Source organism: uncultured Roseibium sp. (assembly GCF_947494555.1).
Taxonomy (GTDB): Bacteria; Pseudomonadota; Alphaproteobacteria; order Rhizobiales; family Stappiaceae; genus Roseibium.
Genome location: NZ_CANLVF010000002.1, coordinates 171,429 through 189,611, shown reverse-complemented (window position 1 = coordinate 189,611; position 18,183 = coordinate 171,429). Strand labels below are relative to the sequence as shown.

Here is an 18,183-nt window from a genome sequence, read left to right as displayed (position 1 = left end):
GTTCTCAAATGTTCCAGATAAGAACCGAAGAAGCGCCGACATTGCCGGCGCCGGTGTCGACCACCGGCGTTATCGGATGGATGCGTCAAAACCTGTTCTCGTCGATTGGTAACACCATCCTCACCGTTATCGGCATTCTGATCGCGTATTGGATCATTGCGCCGTTTATCCAGTTTGCATTCATTGATGCGGTCTGGACCGGTGATAATCGCGAAGCTTGCTTGCCGCAGGACGGAGGACATAGCGGTGCGTGCTGGGCATATGTTGAAGCATACTTCCCGCAGTTCATCTATGGCCGCTATCCGTCGGTTGAAACCTGGCGGGTGGATATCGTCTATGCACTGTTTGCGCTGCTGTTGGTTCCTCTAGCGATCCCGAGTGTGCCCTATAAACGCATGAATGCGATCCTTTTCCTGATCGTTTTCCCGATTGTTGCCTACTTCCTGCTTACCGGTCTCGTGATCGGCGGCACCGTTATCCTGCCAATCGTCGAGACGGCGGTCTGGGGCGGTCTTCTGGTGACGTTGGTTATCGCGGTCACAGGTATTGTGGCGTCGCTCCCATTGGGTATTGCACTGGCACTAGGCCGGCGATCGCAGATGCCGATCATTAAGCTGGTTTCGATAATCTTCATCGAATTCTGGCGCGGTGTGCCGCTGATCACCGTGCTGTTCATGTCTTCGGTGATGTTGCCGCTGTTCTTGCCGGAAGGCGTAACGTTCGACAAACTCCTGCGCGTCCTGATCGGTGTGACACTGTTCTCCGCGGCTTATATGGCGGAAGTCGTTCGCGGTGGTCTGCAGGCGATCCCGAAAGGGCAGTATGAAGGCGCAATGGCCTTGGGCCTGCGCTTTTGGCCGATGATGTATCTCATCATCTTGCCGCAAGCCCTGAAACTTGTGATCCCGGGCATCGTCAACACCTTCATTGGCCTGTTCAAGGACACGACACTGGTTCTGATCGTCGGAATGTTCGACCTTCTCGGGCAGATTCAGTCGTCGTTCACCGACCCGACCTGGTCGACACCAAGCCAGGGACATACAGGCTATCTGTTTGCTGCGATCGTGTTCTTTGTCTTCTGTTTCGGCATGTCACGATACTCCATATTCATGGAGAACAAGCTGCACACGGGACACAAACGGTAAAGAAAAAATCTCGGGGCGCGCGACTTTTGCGCAGCGCCCCGGTCTAACGACCTTCTGGAGTAAGACCTCATGACCGAGAATGCTGTAAACGCGGAAGAGCTTGCCGCCGATCGCTCGAAGATGACGATTTCCGACACGGATGTGGCGATTGAAATCAACAACATGAACAAATGGTACGGCGACTTTCATGTCCTGCGCGATATCAATCTCAAGGTGATGCGTGGCGAACGCATCGTTATCTGTGGACCCTCAGGTTCGGGTAAGTCCACGATGATCCGTTGCATCAACCGTCTGGAGGAACATCAGGCGGGCCAGATCCTGGTCGACGGCATCGAACTTACCAACGACCTGAAGAAAATTGACGAGATCCGGCGTGAAGTCGGCATGTGTTTTCAGCACTTCAACTTGTTCCCGCACCTGACGATCCTGGAAAATTGCACGCTTGCTCCGATCTGGGTTCGCAAGATGCCCAAGAAGGAAGCTGAAGATGTTGCCATGCAGTATCTGGAGCGCGTCAAGATCCCCGAGCAGGCACTGAAGTATCCCGGGCAGCTTTCCGGTGGTCAGCAACAACGTGTGGCAATCGCCCGTTCGCTTTGCATGAACCCGAAAATTATGCTTTTCGATGAGCCGACGTCAGCGCTTGACCCTGAAATGATCAAGGAAGTTCTGGACGTTATGGTCGGTCTTGCCGAAGAAGGCATGACCATGCTGTGCGTGACCCACGAAATGGGTTTTGCCCGTAAGGTTGCCAACCGTGTGATCTTCATGGACGCCGGACAGATCGTGGAGCAAAACGAACCGGAAGATTTCTTCGTCAATCCGCAACACGAGCGCACGAAGCTGTTCCTCAGCCAGATCCTGCATCACTGATCAGGTTTGATCGTGCTGGTCAGTATCGCCCGAAAGATTTTGTGGGGTGGCGTGCTGATCGCTTTTGGAGCGTGTCTTGCAATGGGCCTCGGGATCCTGATCCCGGGGCCCATTTCCGTTTCAGCTGAGAAGCAGGATCTTTCGGACGTTCAAACGCGGCAGATCCTCATTCTTTCAAATCCTATCCATACAGACATTGCACTTCCGGCAGACCCTGACGTTCTTGAAGCGCTTTCATTCGTAAGTGCCGAGGGGTTGGAGCTGGACTACCCGGGCGTTTTTTGGATCGTCGTGGGTTGGGGAGGGCGCTCGTTTTACCTGGAAACACCGACTTGGGCCGAATTGAAGCCGGGCCCGGTATTTGCAGCGCTGACCTGGGATCACTCGGTCATGCATGTTCGAAGATCCAGCACGATCCCGCCCGAGCATGAGAATGTGCGCACCCTGGCACTGTCTCCAGCAGAGTTTCAGAAACTGCTGAAGGGCGTACAGGACAGTTTTGGAACGGATACAGCGGACCCACCACGCGCCATCGACGGCGCGTCATATGATGCCCACGATATCTTCTTTCCCGCAAAAGGCGGGTTTAATGCCCTGGTGGGATGCAATACCTGGACAGCGCGCATGTTGCGGCTGGCGGGTGTCCGGACCGGTCTATGGACACCGCTTCCTTCAACGCTCGATTGGTCTCTCGACATTCACGGCTCGGGTTGATGACGTATCACCCGGTCGACGTAGTCGCTGCCGGGAAACTAGGCCTTTTCTGTAACTATGTCCGTGTCGTCTCTTCCACCCCATTCGACCCAAGATCCGTCATAAAGAGCAAGGTCACGCGCCCCAAGGATAGTAAGGCCGAGCGTCAGGATCGCGGCCGTAACACCGGACCCGCATGTGGTTGTGACCGGCTTCTGTAAATCGATACCTGCGGCTTTATAGAGCGCTTCGAGATCTTCATGTCCCCGGAACGTGCCGTCTTCATTGAGCAACTGCGTGAAAGGCAAGTTGAAAGCCGTCGGCATGTGACCGGATCGAAGCCCGGCACGCGGCTCAGGGGCTGTCCCTGCAAATCGGTCAGAGGATCTTGCGTCGAGGACCTGGCGGTCGCCTGTCTGAATGCTCTTTTTCATTTGAGAAAGATCGGCAACGGCACCGTGGTTCAGTCTTGCGCTGAAGTGGCTTTGCACGATGCGCGGCTGGTCGTCGGTCACTGGACGGTTCTCAGCGCGCCATTTCGGAAATCCTCCATCAAGCACAAAGACACGTTCTGCGCCCATCGTGCGCAGGGTCCACCAGACGCGGGGCGCGGAATAAAACCCAAAGTCGTCGTAGACGACGATCGTCTGGCCGTCGCCGATCCCGAGCTTGCGCATGGCCGACGAAAAGACGTGTGGTGCGGGCAACATGTGCGGAAGGTCGGAATTCTTGTCGCAAATCTCGTTCACGTCGAAGAATACAGCGCCCGGGACATGGGCGTGCGGATATACGGATGGTGCGTCCGGATGAGTGACTGGCGGCATCCACGCGTTGATGACTGCAAGATCGGGAGACTGAAGATGATCGGCCAGCCATTGCGTGCTGACAAGTGGATGGTCGGTCATGGCAGTTCCTTATGTCTGGTAGAGCCCTTTGGATTTGTGCCAGTCTTTTATGGACATATCCGGATAACGCTGAAAATGGACATGGCCTGGTCCTTCAGGCACCTCGACCCAGTCCGCTTTGAATTCCAGCATGATATGGACGGTTTCCGGGGTGCTTGGCAAGGGCGTGTCGATGGCTCCGGCATGCGGATGAACGAGTTCCGGCCAGCGTGGGTCCCATAACCACAAATGCGCCCCGCAGCGTGAGCAGAAGTGCCTTTCTGCCTGGCTTGGTGATCCATCTATCACAGCGTTGTAGTGTGTCTTGTTTTCTTCGCCAACGACCTCAAGGGTAGTCGCATCAGCCATGAGATTGATGGCGTATCCGCCGCTGCCGCCGATTTTCCTGCATATGGAGCAGTAACAGCGCATGTAGGGGTAGGGGCACTTGCTTACCACCCGGAATTCAACCGAACTGCAGTGACAGCTTCCACTAAGGTTCATGGCGATGCCTCCGAAAATCCATCAGTCCGCAAGACGGATTCGCACCCGTCTGTTCTGTTTGCCCTTCTTTTCGATCTTGCCAAGAACAAGTGTGCCTATTTCAGACGTTCTGGAAACATGAGTGCCTCCGCAGGGCTGCAGATCAACATCGCCGCCTATCCTGACCAACCGAACACGCCCGGACCCACGCGGCGGTTTGACGGACATGGTTTTGACCAGGTCAGGCTTTGCATCGAGCTCCGCGTCGGTTATCCATTCCGTCGTGACTTCGTGATCGCCTGCGGCCAGCGAATTGAGTTCTCCGATGAGAGCTTCCTTGTCGACCGTTTCTTCGCCCATGTCGAAATCGAGACGGCCCTCAGCGTCTCCAATCTGTCCCCCCGTGACAGGGAAAGGGAGCGCGACCGAAAGCAGGTGCAAGGCTGTATGAACTCGCATCATTCGATAGCGTCTGGTCCAGTCTATATGGGCAGTCAATCGTGTGCCTTTCGAGGGGAGGGGTTGGCCGTCGGCCGGTACATGAACGATTGAGGTTTTGTCTTCATCATAAACGGTCGTGCTGATCTCTGTTCGGCTGCCGTCCTCCAGTTCAAGGTATCCGCTGTCACCGGGCTGGCCTCCGCCCGTCGCGTAAAAAACGGTCCGGTCCAGTATGATACCGCCCCGTTCGTTTATGCCGACAACCTCTGCATCGCACGTTCGAAGATAGGCATCGTCGCGAAACAAAGGTGTGCTCATGTCTTACTCCTTTCAGCGGAAACAAAATGAGAGCGCGAGTGCCATCTTGAAGACCCTAAATGGGTTTTCTGAAGGATCGGCTGCGCATTTTGGAAACAAGACAAGGTCCCGAAACAAATGTCCATCACAATCGTTGCGGCCGCCATGTTGCCCATGTGAAATCCAGTGGGCGTATTCTGATGTCCTGGATAAACAAGATCACCGGCAGCATAAAGGCCTGCTTCGGACGTTCGAAAGCCTTCATCCACTTCAACGTACCCGGCATCGGTAAGAGCCAGGTTCAGCCCTGACACCAGACTTGTCTGTGTCTGATGAGGATAAATCAGCAGGCAGTCCAACTCTATCAGGCGTTCGTCAGGCGTCTCGGCATGCGTGATTGCCCCGTTGTCATGATGAACACGTGTCGGAAGATCGGTTTCAATGGAAGCGCAGAGTTGCTGCAGCCTTTTTTGGCGGTCGGCGGCGGGAGACACCTCGGGAGCAAGAAAATATGTGAGCTGATTTGTCCAGTTCCTGTAGATTTCTGCCGCGCCGACGACTTCCGGACGATGAGCGTAAATCCCCCAGCGGGTGTTCTGCCACTCGATGCCGTGGCAAAACGGGCAATTTATGATGCTCCGCCCCCAACATGCGTTTAAGCCCTCGAGCGGTGGCAGCACGTCCTGCATTCCGGTCGCAAGCAGTATGGAGCCCGCCGACAGTTTCCGGTCTTCGCCAATCGACAATTCGAAACCCTTCTGCATCCGTTGTATGCCTTCAACTTCGGCTTCCAGAAACTCTGCATAGGGATAGGCAAGAATGTTTCGCCTAACAGCTTCTCGCATGTCGGCAGGCGGTGTCTTGTCGAAACCCGGAAGCGACGCAACAAAGGGCGAAGATGCATTTCTGGGCGGCCGCCCGGAATCGATGACCACCGAATGCATCATGGAGCGCGACAGAGTCAGCGCTGCAGCCAGACCTGCCGGACCGGCGCCGACAATTGCGACCTGATAGTCCATCGACATACGACCTCAATTCAACTGTTTGCCTTGGCCACGAGCAACTTCAGCGCAAAACTGCCCATGATTCCTGCGAACACCCAGTCAAATACTCGCATGGCAGAGGGAGACGCTTTTACCGTTCTTGCGAACGCACTGGCGCCAAGAACCATCAATGCGCAAATGGGGAATCCCAAAGCTACAAAGTAAGCTCCCAGAAACAATATTTTGCCGGTCGCATCTGGGTCGCTCGCACTGACGAACTGCGGGAGAAACGTTACGAAAAAGAGCACAATCTTCGGATTGAGTATGTTCACGCCAAGGCCCTGCAGCCAAACATCACGAAACGACTGTTTTGAGCCAGGATCTGCTTCAAGGGAAATCGAGGAACCTTTCCGGATGGCCTGAAATGCAAGCCAGATCAGATATCCTGCCCCGGCAAGTTTCAGGATGCTGAAAGCAAGTTCCGACGCTGCCAACAACGCCGACACGCCGACGGCTGCAAGAACCGTGTGAATGACCAGACCGGACGTCGCACCCAACACGGCTGCCAGGCCGGCTTTTCGGCCTTGTGTGAGTGTTTTGCTCATGAAAAGGGTCATGTCCGGGCCAGGTGTAATCGCCAGGATCAGAGACGCGACAGTGAAAGTCAGAAGAACTGTAAGGTCAGGAAGGTAGGACATGGATCAGGATGGCTGTTGATTTCGAACCATAATCTTACATATGCCGCTGACACTTCAACCTGATTTATCGAGACCTGGCGAAACCTACCGGCGTTTTCCGAATGTTGCGCCTCTGTCCACGCGTCCTGGGTGGGGTGTTGGCGCTCGACGTGGCATTGCAGGCGGTGCTGCTTGACGCGGCATTGTAGATGGCACTGCATGTCGCGGTTTCACAGGCTGCCGTAGCTTTCGAGGTGCTGCTTGAGCCCGCCGCTGTAACATACCTTGCGCGATGGCCCAGACAACAATTCCCATGCAGAGAAAGATCGTCAGGATCCTGTTCCAAAAGTAGTCCTGTCCCACAGATGATGTGAGCTCACCTGAAGCATTTCCGCGCAAAAGGACCACCGTTTCCGGCGCCCCCAGCGCAAAGAAGATATAGGATTGTTTATGTTCTTGTTGTTCATGAACATATTTGTAGTTGCAGGACTGGAATACAAGCACGCGTGTGCGACATCTGCGCTCGGACGTTGGGATGTTGGCGTAAGACAATGTCTCAGATCGCAGTTTAAAGTCTTTGATGATCGATCCATCCATAAGGAACAGTCCGGGACCCACCGCAAAAATAAATATCAAACCAAGAAGTAACTTCATGAAAGCCTCACTGAAAAGCACTGTGGTGCGAACATGAAAAATGCACGTTAAAATAGATTTAGGTCAGTTTACTGCTTTTTAGCGTCCTTGCTGAAATTCCGAAGAAGCGCGCCTGTTCAGAGGATTGGCGAGAGCAATCTGGCACCTTGCGCGAATACCCGGAAAATATAGCTGCGGGAGCGAAACGCATCGGGCCAGGTGAGCCTGGCATTTTCAAAGTCGGTTTCCAGCATCGCTTCGACGCTGCTGATAATGCGTTCATGCGTGAACCACAAGGTCAGTTCGAAATTGATCTGGAAGGAGCGGTTGTCGAAGTTGACCGTTCCGATCGACACCAGATCATTGTCCAGCAAGGTCACCTTCTGGTGCAGGAAGCCGTCTGTGTAGCGATAGACCTTGACCCCGCGTTGAACCAGCGTGTCTTCATAGGCGTGGCTGGCAAGCCAGACCGTCCAGTGATCCCGTTTCTCCGGCAGTAAAATGCGCACATCGACCCCGCGCATGGAGGCAGCAGCCAGCGCGGTCTGGACGTCAAGTGAGGGCACAAGATATGGGGTTGTAATCCAAAGCCGTTCCTTCGCGCGGGCAGCAGCTTCAACAAAGGCGATTGCACATTCTTCCAATTTGTCAGCCGGGCCTGTTGGCATGACGAGTACAGACTCGTCGCCTGGCATAGGAATGTCTCTGACCTGAGGCAACTCAATCCGCTCACCGCTCGCCCACAGCCAATCCTCGACAAAGGAAAGGGCGCATGCCACCGCCGCCGGCCCCTCGACCCTTACATGGGTGTCGCGCCATCGTCCGAACCACTTGTCGCGGCCGACATACTGGTCGGCAACATTGTGCCCACCAACGAACGCCTCACGAAAGTCGGTGACGACAAGCTTGCGATGATTTCTGTAGTTCAGGCGCATCGGGCCGAGCAGTTTGAGGAATTTGTGCTTTTCGTTAAATCCGCAAACCTCGACGCCGGCTTCCTTCAACCGGGCGAGAAAGACGTTCGACAGCGAATGACTGCCGACGTCGTCATAAAGAAAACGAACCTTCAAACCGTCTTTGGCCCTCGCAATGAGGGCATCTGCCATCTCGCGGCCGAGCGCGTCGTCGTGGATCGCAAAAAACTGAAAGAAAATCACATGCTCGGCGCGGGCAATCGCCTGTTTGATTGCGGCGAATGTTGCGTCACCATCGATGAGCAGTTCTGACTTGTTTCCTGCCAGGAACGGGACACCGGCGACCCGTGTCAGGACCGGCCAGTCCCGCGTTTCCTCATGATCCGTAAGCCCTAGTTCGTCGGCGCGGCGCGCGCGCTCAGCGCGACCGAGAGAGGCTTGTATCTTGGCGTAGTCCGCAAAAGACCTCCACCCGAACACAAAATAGAGCGGAACCGTGAGGTAGGGGAGGAAAAAGAGCGAAAGCAGCCAGGCAACGGACCCTTGCGATGTCCGCGAGTTCATGACTTCGCGCACGGAGCAAATACCGGCCGTGAAATACATGAAGGCAACGAATGTCGCTACCAGTCCAAGATTGTTGGCCATGATGTCGAGAACGCCGACGTCAGTTACGGCGTCCTGGATCACCTCTTTTGCTGCGGCATCGTCGTGTGCCAGAGTTGGGTCGTCCTGCCCCATTTCAGGTCAAGCCAGGTTTAATCCGGTTATTCAAATGGTGGCTGAATATCAACGGTGCGCTCCAGCCAGTCGGGGACTGGCAGGTTCTTCGACCGCAGAAAGTCAGGATTGTAGAGTTTGGACTGATAACGCGTCCCGTGATCGCACAAGATGGTGACGATTGTTTTTCCCGGACCGACCTCCTTGGCAAGCCGCCGCGCGCCGGCAAGATTGATCGCTGATGACCCGCCAAGGAGCAGGCCTTCTTTTTCTGCGAGATCGAATACAATCGGAAGAGCGTCCTCGTCGGCGATCGTGTAGGCATGATCCACCTTGACATCTTCAACGATCACGGTTTTCCGTCCAAGTCCGATACCCTCTGATATCGATCCGCCTTCGGACGCCACAGCTTCTCCGGTAGTGAACAGGGATTGCATTGCCGCGCCGCGGGGATCTGCACAGCCGATAACAATGCCTGGCTTGTTTTCCTGAAGATATTGGGAGACACCTGCGATCGTACCCCCGGAGCCGACCGCACAGATAAACGCGTCGACCCTTCCTCCGGTTTGAGCCATGATCTCGGGGCCGGTGGTCAGATAGTGCGCCTTACGGTTATCAAGATTGTTCCACTGGTCTGCGAAAATAACGCCATTCGGTTCGCTCTTGGCCATTTCGGCTGCCAGACGGCGCGCTACATGCTGGTAGTTGTTCGGATCCCTGAAGGGCTTAGCCGGCACTTCGACAAGTTCTGCCCCGCAAAGACGCAGCATGTCCTTCTTTTCCTGACTTTGGGTTTCAGGGATGACAATGACCGTCCGATACCCTCTTGCACTTGCAACAAGTGCGATACCGATCCCCGTGTTGCCTGCGGTTCCCTCAACGATGACGCCGCCCGGTTTCAAGTCACCTCTTGCCTCTGCCTCCAGGATCATCTGCCGCGCAGGTCTGTCTTTGACGCTTTGACCGGGATTCATGAATTCGGCCTTACCCAGGATCTCGCAGCCGGTCTCCTCAGAAAGGGCCTTCAGTCGGATCAGGGGTGTGTTGCCAATCGCGTCGACAACGGAAGCGGACACAGTCATTGTTTCAATCCTGGCTGATCTGGCCGTGTGCAGGGTGAGGCCAGAAGGAATGTGATGAGTCCCGGACGCTAATGTCAGCAGCACCCCGGATCAAGTTTGCAATTTAAGCTCTCAAGCGGTGAATGCCAGCGACTGTTTACATTTTCCGATGGATTTTCTGCTAAACGATTGAAAGTGAGCATGGAGTTGTTCTCCAAAACCCCTAGATGAAATTTTAAATTAGAATATTTTTAGGTTAGATGATGATCCGGGATACGCTGCAGTGCGTACCGGCGTTAAAGTAATTTAGGTGCTTGGAGTTTGATGAGAGCGGTAATGGAAAAGAATGTCACCGGAATGGATGAGTTGCTGGCTGGTTATGCAGCCGGGACTTTGTCTTACCCGGCTCAGGCGCTGGTTGGAGCGCATCTGGAACTTAGCGACCAGAACCGGGGATATGTATCATCTCTGGAGAGCCTCGGTGGTGTGAGCTTGAGTGACGCTGATCCGGTTGCGCTGAACGACCGGGATAGTGCGCTGTCTGCGATTTTTTCCAACGATACACCATTTTCAAATGACAACGCGCCGGCCCCTGCGGCTGAATCGAAACTTCCTGAGTCCCTGCATTCGATTGTGGGTGATACGATGGACGGTCTCCCGTGGAAAACTTTGTTGCCCGGCGTAAAAGAGTGCAAGCTTGGTGAGATCGACGGATGTGCCACCAGTCTGCTCTGGGTGCGTGCGGGCAGGGCAATGCCGTCCCACACTCACCATGGAACGGAACTGACGCTTGTGCTTCAGGGCGGGTTCCGCGATGACGACGGTCACTACGTTTCCGGTGATGTCGCATTTGCAGATGGCGACGTTGATCACAAGCCGATCGCTGACGAGGGCGAGGACTGCATTTGTTTCGCAGTAACCGCGGGTCGTCTTGAACTGACCGGCCCTGTCGGTCGGTGGTTCGCACCTTTTATGCGCTGACCACAAATCTACACTCCCTGGCTTTTGCGTAAACACGTCAAAGGCCAAGGAGAACATATTGCCAAAAAATCAATTCGTAGCCCACCCTTCGCACGGCGCTGCCTGGGTCACGGGAGCCAGTTCCGGTATCGGCTATTCTCTTGCACTTGAGCTCGCCAAACAGGGTTGGCGGGTCGCTGTTACCGCGCGGTCTATTGAGGCACTTGAAGAATTAAGCAGCAAGGCACAAAACCTTGCAGGCGAGATCGCACCGTATCCAGGCGACGTCAGCGACACGCAGCTGATGGCGGATCACTGCAAAACGATTTCACGGGATCTTGGCGGCATCTGCCTGCTTGTCGCAAACGCAGGAATCTATCTTCCACAAGACGGACTTGAAGCGGATGTGGAAGCGTTTCGTACAAGTTTCGACGTCAATCTTATGGGCACGGTCAATGTCGTTCTACCGGTTATCGCAGACATGAAACCGAAGGGCAGGGGCCAGATTGCCATCGTGTCTTCCGTTGCCGGATACGGCGGGCTTCCGACGTCAGCTGCGTATGGCGCATCCAAGGCAGGTCTCATCAACATGGCTGAGTCATTGAAGTTTGACCTCGACCGTGCTGGAATTCGCATACAACTGATCAATCCCGGGTTTGTTGACACGCCGGCAACCCAGTCCAATCCATTCCCGATGCCGCATCTTGTCTCGACCGAAGTCGCCGCTGGTGAGATTGTCGAAGGGTTGTCGCATCCCAGCAAGTTCGAAATCGCCTTCCCAAAGCCCTTTGTGAGGCAATTGAAAGCGCTCAGGCTACTGCCGTATCGTGCTTATTTTGCACTACTTGCAAGAACCACTGGATGGAACAAAAAGTAAAAGGCCGGCAAAACCGGCCTTTTCCATCTTGTCGCCCGTGTCGCCGCTATGGTGCCTTCACGTAGACCATCTGGCGTACATCGATGTTGCCGGCGCGAAAACCGGCTTCGCAATAATGAAGGTAGAATTCCCAGAGCCGCTTGAACCGTTCGTCAAATCCGAGGGGCCGGATTTGCGGCCAGGCATGACCAAACCTTTGCCGCCACTCCGCGAGCGTACGGGCGTAGTCCTGTCCGAAAATCTTTTGCTCGGCCAGATCGAGCCCTAGGGACTTTCCGATCTCAACGAGCCGGCCCGGTGGCGGTAGCATCCCGCCCGGAAAGATATAGCGCTGGATGAAGTCAGTTCCGCGTTTGTAGTCGTCGAACATCTGGTCCTGGATCGTAATGATCTGGAGCCCGGCCTTGCCACCTGGTTTCAGGCACTTGGACAATTGCTCGAAATAGGTCGGCCAGTATTTTTCACCAACGGCTTCAAACATTTCGATCGAGGCGATTCTGTCGAAAACGCCTTTTTCGTCCCTGTAGTCTTGGAACACAACGTCAACTTTTTCGTTGAGGCCGGCCTTGAAGATGCGTTCACTCGCATAGTCGAACTGTTCACGGGAAATGGTCAGCGCGCGCACATGCGCGCCGACGGTCTTGGCGACATGCTCCGCAAAACCGCCCCAGCCGCATCCGATTTCCAGGATGGAATGCTCCGGTCTGATGCCGGTCTGCCTTACCAAAGATGCGTATTTTTCGGTCTGCGCCTGCTCCAGGTCGTTGGTTTCATTGCTATAGATCGCAGAGGAATAGGTCATGGACGGATCTAGCCATTCCTTATAGAAGGCGTTGCCGAGATCGTAATGTGCTGAGATGTTCCTTTTTGACCCACGGCGCGTGTTCGAATTCAGCCAGTGGCGAATCGACATGAGAAAGCGCGTCAAGGGGCGCCCCTGGATCGCCTCCATGGTCGATTCCTGGTTGATGCAGAACACTTCCAGGAACGTTGTTACATCCGGGGAAGACCAATACCCAGCCATGAAGGCTTCTCCGACGCCGACATCACCGGCCCTCACGACCATGCGGAAGAACCGCCAATCGTCAATGTCGAGAACGCCGTGCGGGCCGGCTTCGCGTCCGTGGATGCAGAACCGCCGTCCATCCGGAAAACTGATTTCCAGAGACCCGTATCGGATCCTGATCGCCAGGCTTGCGGCCATACGGGCAAGGCGAGGGGTGCCCTTCATTTCCTTGCGCAGATTGTCTTTGGTGAGCACAACAGGTTCACTCATGGCAAAACCTCTTGGTAAATCATTTGTCTGGAGCGAACGTCATGGGCTGGTTTTCCAGCCGGTCCCGCTTTGCAGCCGCGTTCGGTCGTGGGTGAAATGGTACACGCTTGAGCCAAATTTTAAAGGCTTCCCAATGGATCGCCAAAATGACCTTTGCCGTTAGAAACGGCACGCGAACGCATTCCGCAACCAAGGATCGCGAAGAAAGTGGAGTACCATCTCCTGCGAATGTCGCCGACAGAAGAGGACCTTCGGAGTCGTTCTCCAAAATGCGCACCCTTACGGCTTTTCCCGGCGGCAGCATTCTGAAGTGATAATGCTGCTCCATGCTCACAAAGGGCGAAACGTAAAATTCCTTGCTCTGGTCCTGTCGGACACCGGCGTCGCTCAGTTGGCCGGGTTCAATCGGCAGCGTATAGGTATGTATTCCGCCGAACGTGTTACGCACCTCATAAACCATTGCCGTCAGTCGCTCGTCATTGTCATAGGCATAGTAGACGCTGAGCGGATTGAAACCGTATCCAAGCAGTCTCGGATAGGCCAGGAGCAGAATTTTCGAAGGACTTGCAATCGACTTCTTCCGAAGCAGTCCTTCCACGTACTGCCTCAGGTTAGTGCCGTCGCGCGCCCCGTGATCGCGTTCGTGAAAAGACAGAACATTGAAGCGGTTTATCGAAAAGAACCGGCTTTGCCTTTCGGCGGCGTCGAACCGGTCCAAATCAATCAGCAATGAAAATACGGAATAGCTGAACCGGTGTTCCGTTGGCTTCATGCGGTGATGCATGACCTTGCCGGAATAAAGCGACGCCGGAGAATTCGGGGCAGGGCCATTTCCGCTGATCGTGTTTGCGCGTTCTTTTGTCATTCCGCCGCTTCCAGAAAGTCCGCCGAACCGGGCGTTTCTTCCCAGGGAAGGCGTGCTCCGAGACGCTTTGCAACAGACAGCCCTGAGGCGAGACCATCTTCATGGAAGCCGTTAGCGTTCCAAGCGCCGCAGAACCATGTGTTGTTTACGCCCTGGATGTCTGCGAGCCTCTTCTTGGCACTCAAAGCATGTGCATCAAACTGAGGGTGATCGTAGACATATTTGGCAAAGGTCTTGTCGTCTTGCGGTGCCTTGAAAGGATTGAGCGTCACGAAGACAGGCTTGCTGCGGTCAATGTCTTGCAGACGGTTCATCCAGTAGCTGACGGTAACGTCCTGAGTCTCACCGGCTTCCCGGTCGGACATATAGTTCCAGGAGGACCATATCTTCTTGCGCTTCGGCATAAGGCTTTCGTCTCTGTGCAGAAACACTTCGTTGGGTCGGTACCGGATGGATCCGAGAATATCCCGTTCTGCCGGGCTTGGGTCGCCAAGCATTGCAAGGCTCTGATCGGTGTGGCTTGCAAGCACGACCTGATCGAAAACATCTGTGTGGCCGGTCTCGTCCTTCACATGGACCTTGCCGTCCTGGCGGAGAATTTCAACAACGGGCGTTCCAAGTCTGATTTTTCCGGCAAGCGGCGCCAACAACCGGTTTACATAGTTGCGGCTGCCGCCTGAAATGGTACGCCACAGCGTCGGCTCGAATGACAGCAGTCTGTGGTTCTCAAAAAATGCCACGAAGCTTTCTGCCGGATAGTCGCGCATCTCATTGATTGGCGTCGACCAGATTGCGGCTCCCATCGCCAGCAGGTAGTCGTTGATAAAGCCTTGTGAATAGCGGTTCTTTTCAAGGTATCCGCCAAGTGTTTCACCGGTCAGTTTGCCTGCTTGCAAGTCGAGAACCGCATGTTTGTTGAACCGGAACATGTCACGAAGCATGAACAGAAAACGTGGCGATAACAGGTTGGATCGCTGAGCGAAGACAGTGTTGATAGAATCGCCCGACCATTCCAGGCTGCCGTTGTCAGCGGACAAGGCAAAACTCATGTCGCTCGCTTCGGTCGCGACATTCAGGTGACGGAGAAGCGCAGTGAAATTCGGATAGTTTAGTTCGTTGTAGACAATAAACCCGGTATCAACCGCGATCTGGGTCCCGTCATAATCAATATCGGCTGTGGCACTGTGACCACCAGCGCGAGCCCTTTTTTCGTACAAGACCACATCGTGATGTTCGTTGAGGGCCCAAGCTACACTGTTTCCGGAGATACCGGAGCCGATGACGGCAATCCGCATGTTCAATCCTTTTTATGATTCTGTGCAGTCCGCAAGGACATGCGGCCAGTCGGGATTTTCTTCGTGTTCTCAGGCAAATACGGCGGAGAAAACAACGCGGATCACGCAGGTTGATGAATTTAATAAATTATTTTGTCCATGCCGCGTGAACCGCGTTGTCGGCACGGCGGAAAGCTGATCGGCAATATTCCCTAAACTTGCCGGCATGTGCTGAATGGGATGTAGCGCACGTCGCCCGCAAATCGATTGCTGAAAAACAAAACCGGACCCGCTTTTTGAAGCGGATCCGGCGTGATGCTCAAAAATAATATTTGAATCTATATTCTCGATCAGGCTTGCAAGGTATCGACAAGCCAGTTCCAGGCGATTTCGACCCGGCTTCTTGCAGCATCGAAAAAGGCGACCACCTTTTCCCACATGGACTGTCCGAAATCGGCGACTTGCAGCATTGTCCCGCGCTTGACCGGTTCGCTGTCCGTTTCGATAAGCTCGACAGTCGTCGCATCGGCACCGTCGTTGACAACCCGGCGCGTGACCATCAATGCACCTTCGGTAATGAGCCTCGACTCATCCTTGCCGGCAACGACAGTTTCCTGGTCCATTGAGCGCACGACGACGGCCCGGCCATCTGGCAGCAGGTGCGTTTCATTGGTGCTTACTTCTGAATCGTAAATCACCTCTCCGTAGGAATCGATCAGTTCGACCCATACAGCACTGCGGCCATCTAGTTCGATTTCGCCGACCCAAATGGTGAGTTCGCTTTCCAGCGGATCCATCTGGTCCACCGACGCCGACGCAACAGTCACGGCTAGGCGGTCCTCCGGCAACGTAATCGTTTCCTGAGGAAGTTGTTCGGCAATTGCGCCACTCGCCAATGCGAGGATGAGACCCAGCGCAAAAGTTCCTGCTTTGGTATTCCGTTGCATGTTCGCCTCCCAAGGCTAATACAACTAGTTCTACCGCGCTTGGGGCACTTGCGGATCTGGTCTGTTTCGACTCTTTTCCGCAAAAATTATAAGTCTCTTAGGCGTGCGCCCCACGCTGCGCGGTCACGATTTTGCCATTATCGCACCACAATCTGCGTTTTGAGTGTAATGAACATCACATTTTTGGGTGATCTCATTAACTTTTCATAAATAAATGTGGTTTCTGGCCGGTCATTCAAGGTATCTCACCGTGACGTGACCAATATCCTCCTGTCAAAAGTAACTAAGCAATTCGTTTGTTCCTGTGTAGATTTGCAAATTGTTGGCTTTCAAAAACAAAATAATGGTAGCCGTAATTGCTTTCTCGGGCAATCGGGAATCTTGTCGTAACGTAAATTTCGAATTTTAGATTAATTTTCCGTCGGTTCGCAGAATGCGCTTTAAACACGCGCAGGCACTATGAAATCTTTAGAGCGCGTTGCGTCCGATCCTTGATATCAGCAAGCATCGATTGCCGTTCGAAGTGCCCGAACAAGTTCGGCGTCTGTCGTCTTTTGCCCTGTCGCCGGCAAGAAACCGAGTTGCACCTCTTTGGACGCGGGAAGAGGACGTTGCCGCGCGGAACAAGAAGCATGTAACGCGTCGACCCCCGTTTCTTTCCAAATATGGACTGCATTTGCGTGGGTTACCCCAGAGCCTGCCATGAGTGCTATCCGTCCCCCGGAATAGCGAACGGCTTCCCGGATCACATTGCATCCTTCATCGGCCTTGTCTTCGTGTCCGGATGTCAAAATGCGCTCGAAACCAATTGAAACGGCATCATCAATCGCGGTTCTGACGTCGGAGAGTGTATCAAACGCGCGGTGAAGCGTGGCGTTGAGCGGCGTTCCCTGGAGCGCCGGTTTCAGAAAATCAATGTCCAGCCGGTCCTGGTCGGTCACCGAGCCGATGACCAGTCCTTTCATCCCGTTTTGCTCAGCAACTTGAATGTCCCGTAACATGAGCGTTTTTTCAGCGTCAGAATATCTGAAGTCGCCGGACCGGGGTCTGATCATTGCGTATACCGGAACCGGTAGCCTGGACGCGGCCGACATCATGCCACTTGAAGGCGTTAGTCCGCCTTCGGAAAGCGCGGCACAAAGCTCAATCCGGTCGGCACCGTTTTCGGCAGCGATCCAGGCACCTTCGATCGTGTCGACACAAACCTCCAGCTGAACCGGTGCCATCACGCCGTTTCTCCAAACATCCTGCGGGCATGAATTCCCGCTCCCTGCAGCCCGCCGTTCTCGGCGAATGCGCCTTTGACAATGAGGCGATCGGAATAGTTGGCTAGGACAAGAGCGCGCGTTTTGCGGTCAATCAGATCCAGCAGAGCCTCGTCATTTGAAAGGCCACCGCTGACCGGGATCACGTCCGGCCCAAAAGTGTTGACGAGAACGGAGAGCGCCCTTGAAACCAGGGTCGAATAAGCGTCGATCGTCCTGGACGCTTTGGTGTCGTTCCCGTTCCAAGCTTGCGTGATTTCACGGCTGGAACGGGTCTCACCATGCAGAGAGGTATGAATGCGTTCCATTCCCCTTGCCGAACCGGTCGCATCGACACAGCCGGTTTGACCGCAGCCACAAGCATAGTGCTCAATCCCTTCGATCGTTCCGCCTGCTGTCGGGTCGACAATAGGACCGTGGCCCCATTCGCCGGCCATGCCGCCGAATCCCGTAACGAGGTTGCCGGCGACCACCAGGCCACCACCGACACCTGAGCCGAGGATAATTCCGAAAACAACATCTTTGCCGCGTCCTGTTCCACTGACCGCCTCGGCCAGGGCGAATGCATTTGCGTCGTTGATTATCGCGACGGGTCTTTCCAGAGCCTGTTCAAGTTCGTCCTGAACGTGCCGTTGATGAAGGCAAGGGATATTTGCAACGTCCGCTATGCCGCTGCGTGCGTCAAAGGCTCCTGCAAGAGAGATCGAAACCGGTTCGCCAAGAGCACCGGACCGACTACGCACGGCTTCCACGAATGCCGCCCAGTCGTCGGTAGGGGTTTTCAAACGGCCTTCTTCTGCGACGAGGCCGTCTTTTGCGAGCGAACCATGGCGAATGAAGGTTCCACCGATATCGAAACAGGTTGTCATCGCCCGTTCACCCACTCCTGAAAGAGGACATTTTCAGTCAAATTAGATA

At 54.6% G+C, this 18,183-nt stretch carries 19 protein-coding genes; 5 read left to right on the top strand and 14 right to left on the bottom strand.

Translation table 11 applies throughout. The features are described from left to right. Positions 1-8: 8 nt before the first annotated feature. From Q0915_RS09445 to Q0915_RS09435, 3 genes are all read left to right on the top strand, one after another. Positions 9-1,145 carry an amino acid ABC transporter permease gene (locus Q0915_RS09445; RefSeq protein ID WP_299472298.1) on the top strand — a complete coding sequence of 379 codons (1,137 nt, stop codon included), beginning with the start codon at positions 9-11 and terminating at the stop codon, positions 1,143-1,145. Positions 1,146-1,214: 69 nt separating this feature from the next. Then, positions 1,215-2,018, top strand: a complete 804-nt coding sequence (locus tag Q0915_RS09440) for an amino acid ABC transporter ATP-binding protein (RefSeq protein ID WP_299470701.1) — start codon at positions 1,215-1,217, stop codon at positions 2,016-2,018. A gap of 12 nt (positions 2,019-2,030) precedes the next feature. Next, entirely contained in the window at positions 2,031-2,732 is a 702-nt protein-coding gene (locus Q0915_RS09435) for a TIGR02117 family protein (protein WP_299470699.1), read from the top strand. A 38-nt stretch (positions 2,733-2,770) separates the two neighbouring features. On the opposite strand, the gene sseA is transcribed toward Q0915_RS09435, so the two are convergent. From sseA to Q0915_RS09395, 8 genes are all read right to left on the bottom strand, one after another. After that, on the bottom strand, positions 2,771-3,616 hold the full coding sequence (gene sseA / locus Q0915_RS09430; RefSeq protein ID WP_299470698.1) for a 3-mercaptopyruvate sulfurtransferase: 846 nt from the start codon (positions 3,614-3,616) through the stop codon (positions 2,771-2,773). Between the two features lie 9 nt (positions 3,617-3,625). Further along, a complete protein-coding gene (locus Q0915_RS09425; protein WP_299472297.1) occupies positions 3,626-4,105 on the bottom strand; it encodes a GFA family protein in 480 nt (159 codons plus the stop codon). 15 nt (positions 4,106-4,120) lie between these two features. Further along, complete coding sequence (locus Q0915_RS09420; RefSeq protein ID WP_299470696.1) at positions 4,121-4,837, bottom strand: alanyl-tRNA editing protein; 717 nt, start codon at positions 4,835-4,837, stop codon at positions 4,121-4,123. Continuing rightward, entirely contained in the window at positions 4,834-5,841 is a 1,008-nt protein-coding gene (locus Q0915_RS09415) for an NAD(P)/FAD-dependent oxidoreductase (protein ID WP_299470694.1), read from the bottom strand. Before Q0915_RS09415 ends, Q0915_RS09420 begins: the two co-directional genes overlap by 4 nt. An 11-nt stretch (positions 5,842-5,852) precedes the next feature. Further along, complete coding sequence (locus tag Q0915_RS09410) at positions 5,853-6,497, bottom strand: LysE family translocator (RefSeq protein ID WP_299470692.1); 645 nt, start codon at positions 6,495-6,497, stop codon at positions 5,853-5,855. An 84-nt stretch (positions 6,498-6,581) separates the two neighbouring features. Beyond that, positions 6,582-7,130, bottom strand: a complete 549-nt coding sequence (locus Q0915_RS09405; RefSeq protein ID WP_299470690.1) for a hypothetical protein — start codon at positions 7,128-7,130, stop codon at positions 6,582-6,584. A 116-nt stretch (positions 7,131-7,246) separates the two neighbouring features. After that, entirely contained in the window at positions 7,247-8,761 is a 1,515-nt protein-coding gene (gene cls / locus Q0915_RS09400; protein WP_299470688.1) for a cardiolipin synthase, read from the bottom strand. Positions 8,762-8,787: 26 nt separating this feature from the next. After that, positions 8,788-9,822 (bottom strand): cysteine synthase A, encoded by a 1,035-nt coding sequence (locus Q0915_RS09395; RefSeq protein ID WP_299470686.1) that lies wholly within the window; start codon positions 9,820-9,822, stop codon positions 8,788-8,790. A 315-nt stretch (positions 9,823-10,137) separates the two neighbouring features. On the opposite strand from Q0915_RS09395, the gene Q0915_RS09390 reads away from it, so the two are divergent. Together Q0915_RS09390 and Q0915_RS09385 are read left to right on the top strand one after the other, a co-directional pair. After that, a complete protein-coding gene (locus Q0915_RS09390; protein ID WP_299470684.1) occupies positions 10,138-10,782 on the top strand; it encodes a ChrR family anti-sigma-E factor in 645 nt (214 codons plus the stop codon). Positions 10,783-10,840: 58 nt separating this feature from the next. Next, complete coding sequence (locus Q0915_RS09385; protein WP_299470683.1) at positions 10,841-11,638, top strand: SDR family NAD(P)-dependent oxidoreductase; 798 nt, start codon at positions 10,841-10,843, stop codon at positions 11,636-11,638. A 46-nt stretch (positions 11,639-11,684) separates the two neighbouring features. Here Q0915_RS09385 and Q0915_RS09380 read toward each other — a convergent pair whose 3' ends face one another. From Q0915_RS09380 to Q0915_RS09355, 6 genes are all read right to left on the bottom strand, one after another. Continuing rightward, positions 11,685-12,914, bottom strand: coding sequence for a cyclopropane-fatty-acyl-phospholipid synthase family protein (locus Q0915_RS09380; RefSeq protein ID WP_299470681.1), 1,230 nt, complete (start codon positions 12,912-12,914; stop codon positions 11,685-11,687). A 19-nt stretch (positions 12,915-12,933) separates the two neighbouring features. After that, positions 12,934-13,779 (bottom strand): DUF1365 domain-containing protein, encoded by an 846-nt coding sequence (locus Q0915_RS09375; RefSeq protein ID WP_299470679.1) that lies wholly within the window; start codon positions 13,777-13,779, stop codon positions 12,934-12,936. Beyond that, on the bottom strand, positions 13,776-15,074 hold the full coding sequence (locus tag Q0915_RS09370) for an FAD-dependent oxidoreductase (RefSeq protein WP_299470677.1): 1,299 nt from the start codon (positions 15,072-15,074) through the stop codon (positions 13,776-13,778). Before Q0915_RS09370 ends, Q0915_RS09375 begins: the two co-directional genes overlap by 4 nt. 329 nt (positions 15,075-15,403) lie before the next feature. Then, entirely contained in the window at positions 15,404-16,000 is a 597-nt protein-coding gene (locus Q0915_RS09365; RefSeq protein ID WP_299470675.1) for a hypothetical protein, read from the bottom strand. A gap of 497 nt (positions 16,001-16,497) precedes the next feature. Next, positions 16,498-17,226, bottom strand: a complete 729-nt coding sequence (locus Q0915_RS09360; RefSeq protein WP_299470673.1) for a copper homeostasis protein CutC — start codon at positions 17,224-17,226, stop codon at positions 16,498-16,500. After that, positions 17,226-18,134 carry an ROK family protein gene (locus Q0915_RS09355; protein ID WP_299470671.1) on the bottom strand — a complete coding sequence of 303 codons (909 nt, stop codon included), beginning with the start codon at positions 18,132-18,134 and terminating at the stop codon, positions 17,226-17,228. Before Q0915_RS09355 ends, Q0915_RS09360 begins: the two co-directional genes overlap by 1 nt. Positions 18,135-18,183: the final 49 nt, after the last annotated feature.

Excerpts from the sequence above, each read along its gene's own strand:
- cls (WP_299470688.1), bottom strand. The coding sequence starts at position 8,761 with ATGGGGCAGGACGACCCAACTCTGGCACACGACGATGCCGCAGCAAAA.
- Q0915_RS09415 (WP_299470694.1), bottom strand. The coding sequence starts at position 5,841 with ATGTCGATGGACTATCAGGTCGCAATTGTCGGCGCCGGTCCGGCAGGT.
- Q0915_RS09360 (WP_299470673.1), bottom strand. The coding sequence starts at position 17,226 with ATGGCACCGGTTCAGCTGGAGGTTTGTGTCGACACGATCGAAGGTGCC.
- Q0915_RS09390 (WP_299470684.1), top strand. The coding sequence starts at position 10,138 with ATGGAAAAGAATGTCACCGGAATGGATGAGTTGCTGGCTGGTTATGCA.
- Q0915_RS09405 (WP_299470690.1), bottom strand. The coding sequence starts at position 7,130 with ATGAAGTTACTTCTTGGTTTGATATTTATTTTTGCGGTGGGTCCCGGA.
- sseA (WP_299470698.1), bottom strand. The coding sequence starts at position 3,616 with ATGACCGACCATCCACTTGTCAGCACGCAATGGCTGGCCGATCATCTT.
- Q0915_RS09440 (WP_299470701.1), top strand. The coding sequence starts at position 1,215 with ATGACCGAGAATGCTGTAAACGCGGAAGAGCTTGCCGCCGATCGCTCG.
- Q0915_RS09355 (WP_299470671.1), bottom strand. The coding sequence starts at position 18,134 with ATGACAACCTGTTTCGATATCGGTGGAACCTTCATTCGCCATGGTTCG.
- Q0915_RS09395 (WP_299470686.1), bottom strand. The coding sequence starts at position 9,822 with ATGACTGTGTCCGCTTCCGTTGTCGACGCGATTGGCAACACACCCCTG.
- Q0915_RS09410 (WP_299470692.1), bottom strand. The coding sequence starts at position 6,497 with ATGTCCTACCTTCCTGACCTTACAGTTCTTCTGACTTTCACTGTCGCG.
- Q0915_RS09380 (WP_299470681.1), bottom strand. The coding sequence starts at position 12,914 with ATGAGTGAACCTGTTGTGCTCACCAAAGACAATCTGCGCAAGGAAATG.
- Q0915_RS09445 (WP_299472298.1), top strand. The coding sequence starts at position 9 with ATGTTCCAGATAAGAACCGAAGAAGCGCCGACATTGCCGGCGCCGGTG.
- Q0915_RS09365 (WP_299470675.1), bottom strand. The coding sequence starts at position 16,000 with ATGCAACGGAATACCAAAGCAGGAACTTTTGCGCTGGGTCTCATCCTC.
- Q0915_RS09375 (WP_299470679.1), bottom strand. The coding sequence starts at position 13,779 with ATGACAAAAGAACGCGCAAACACGATCAGCGGAAATGGCCCTGCCCCG.
- Q0915_RS09420 (WP_299470696.1), bottom strand. The coding sequence starts at position 4,837 with ATGAGCACACCTTTGTTTCGCGACGATGCCTATCTTCGAACGTGCGAT.
- Q0915_RS09370 (WP_299470677.1), bottom strand. The coding sequence starts at position 15,074 with ATGCGGATTGCCGTCATCGGCTCCGGTATCTCCGGAAACAGTGTAGCT.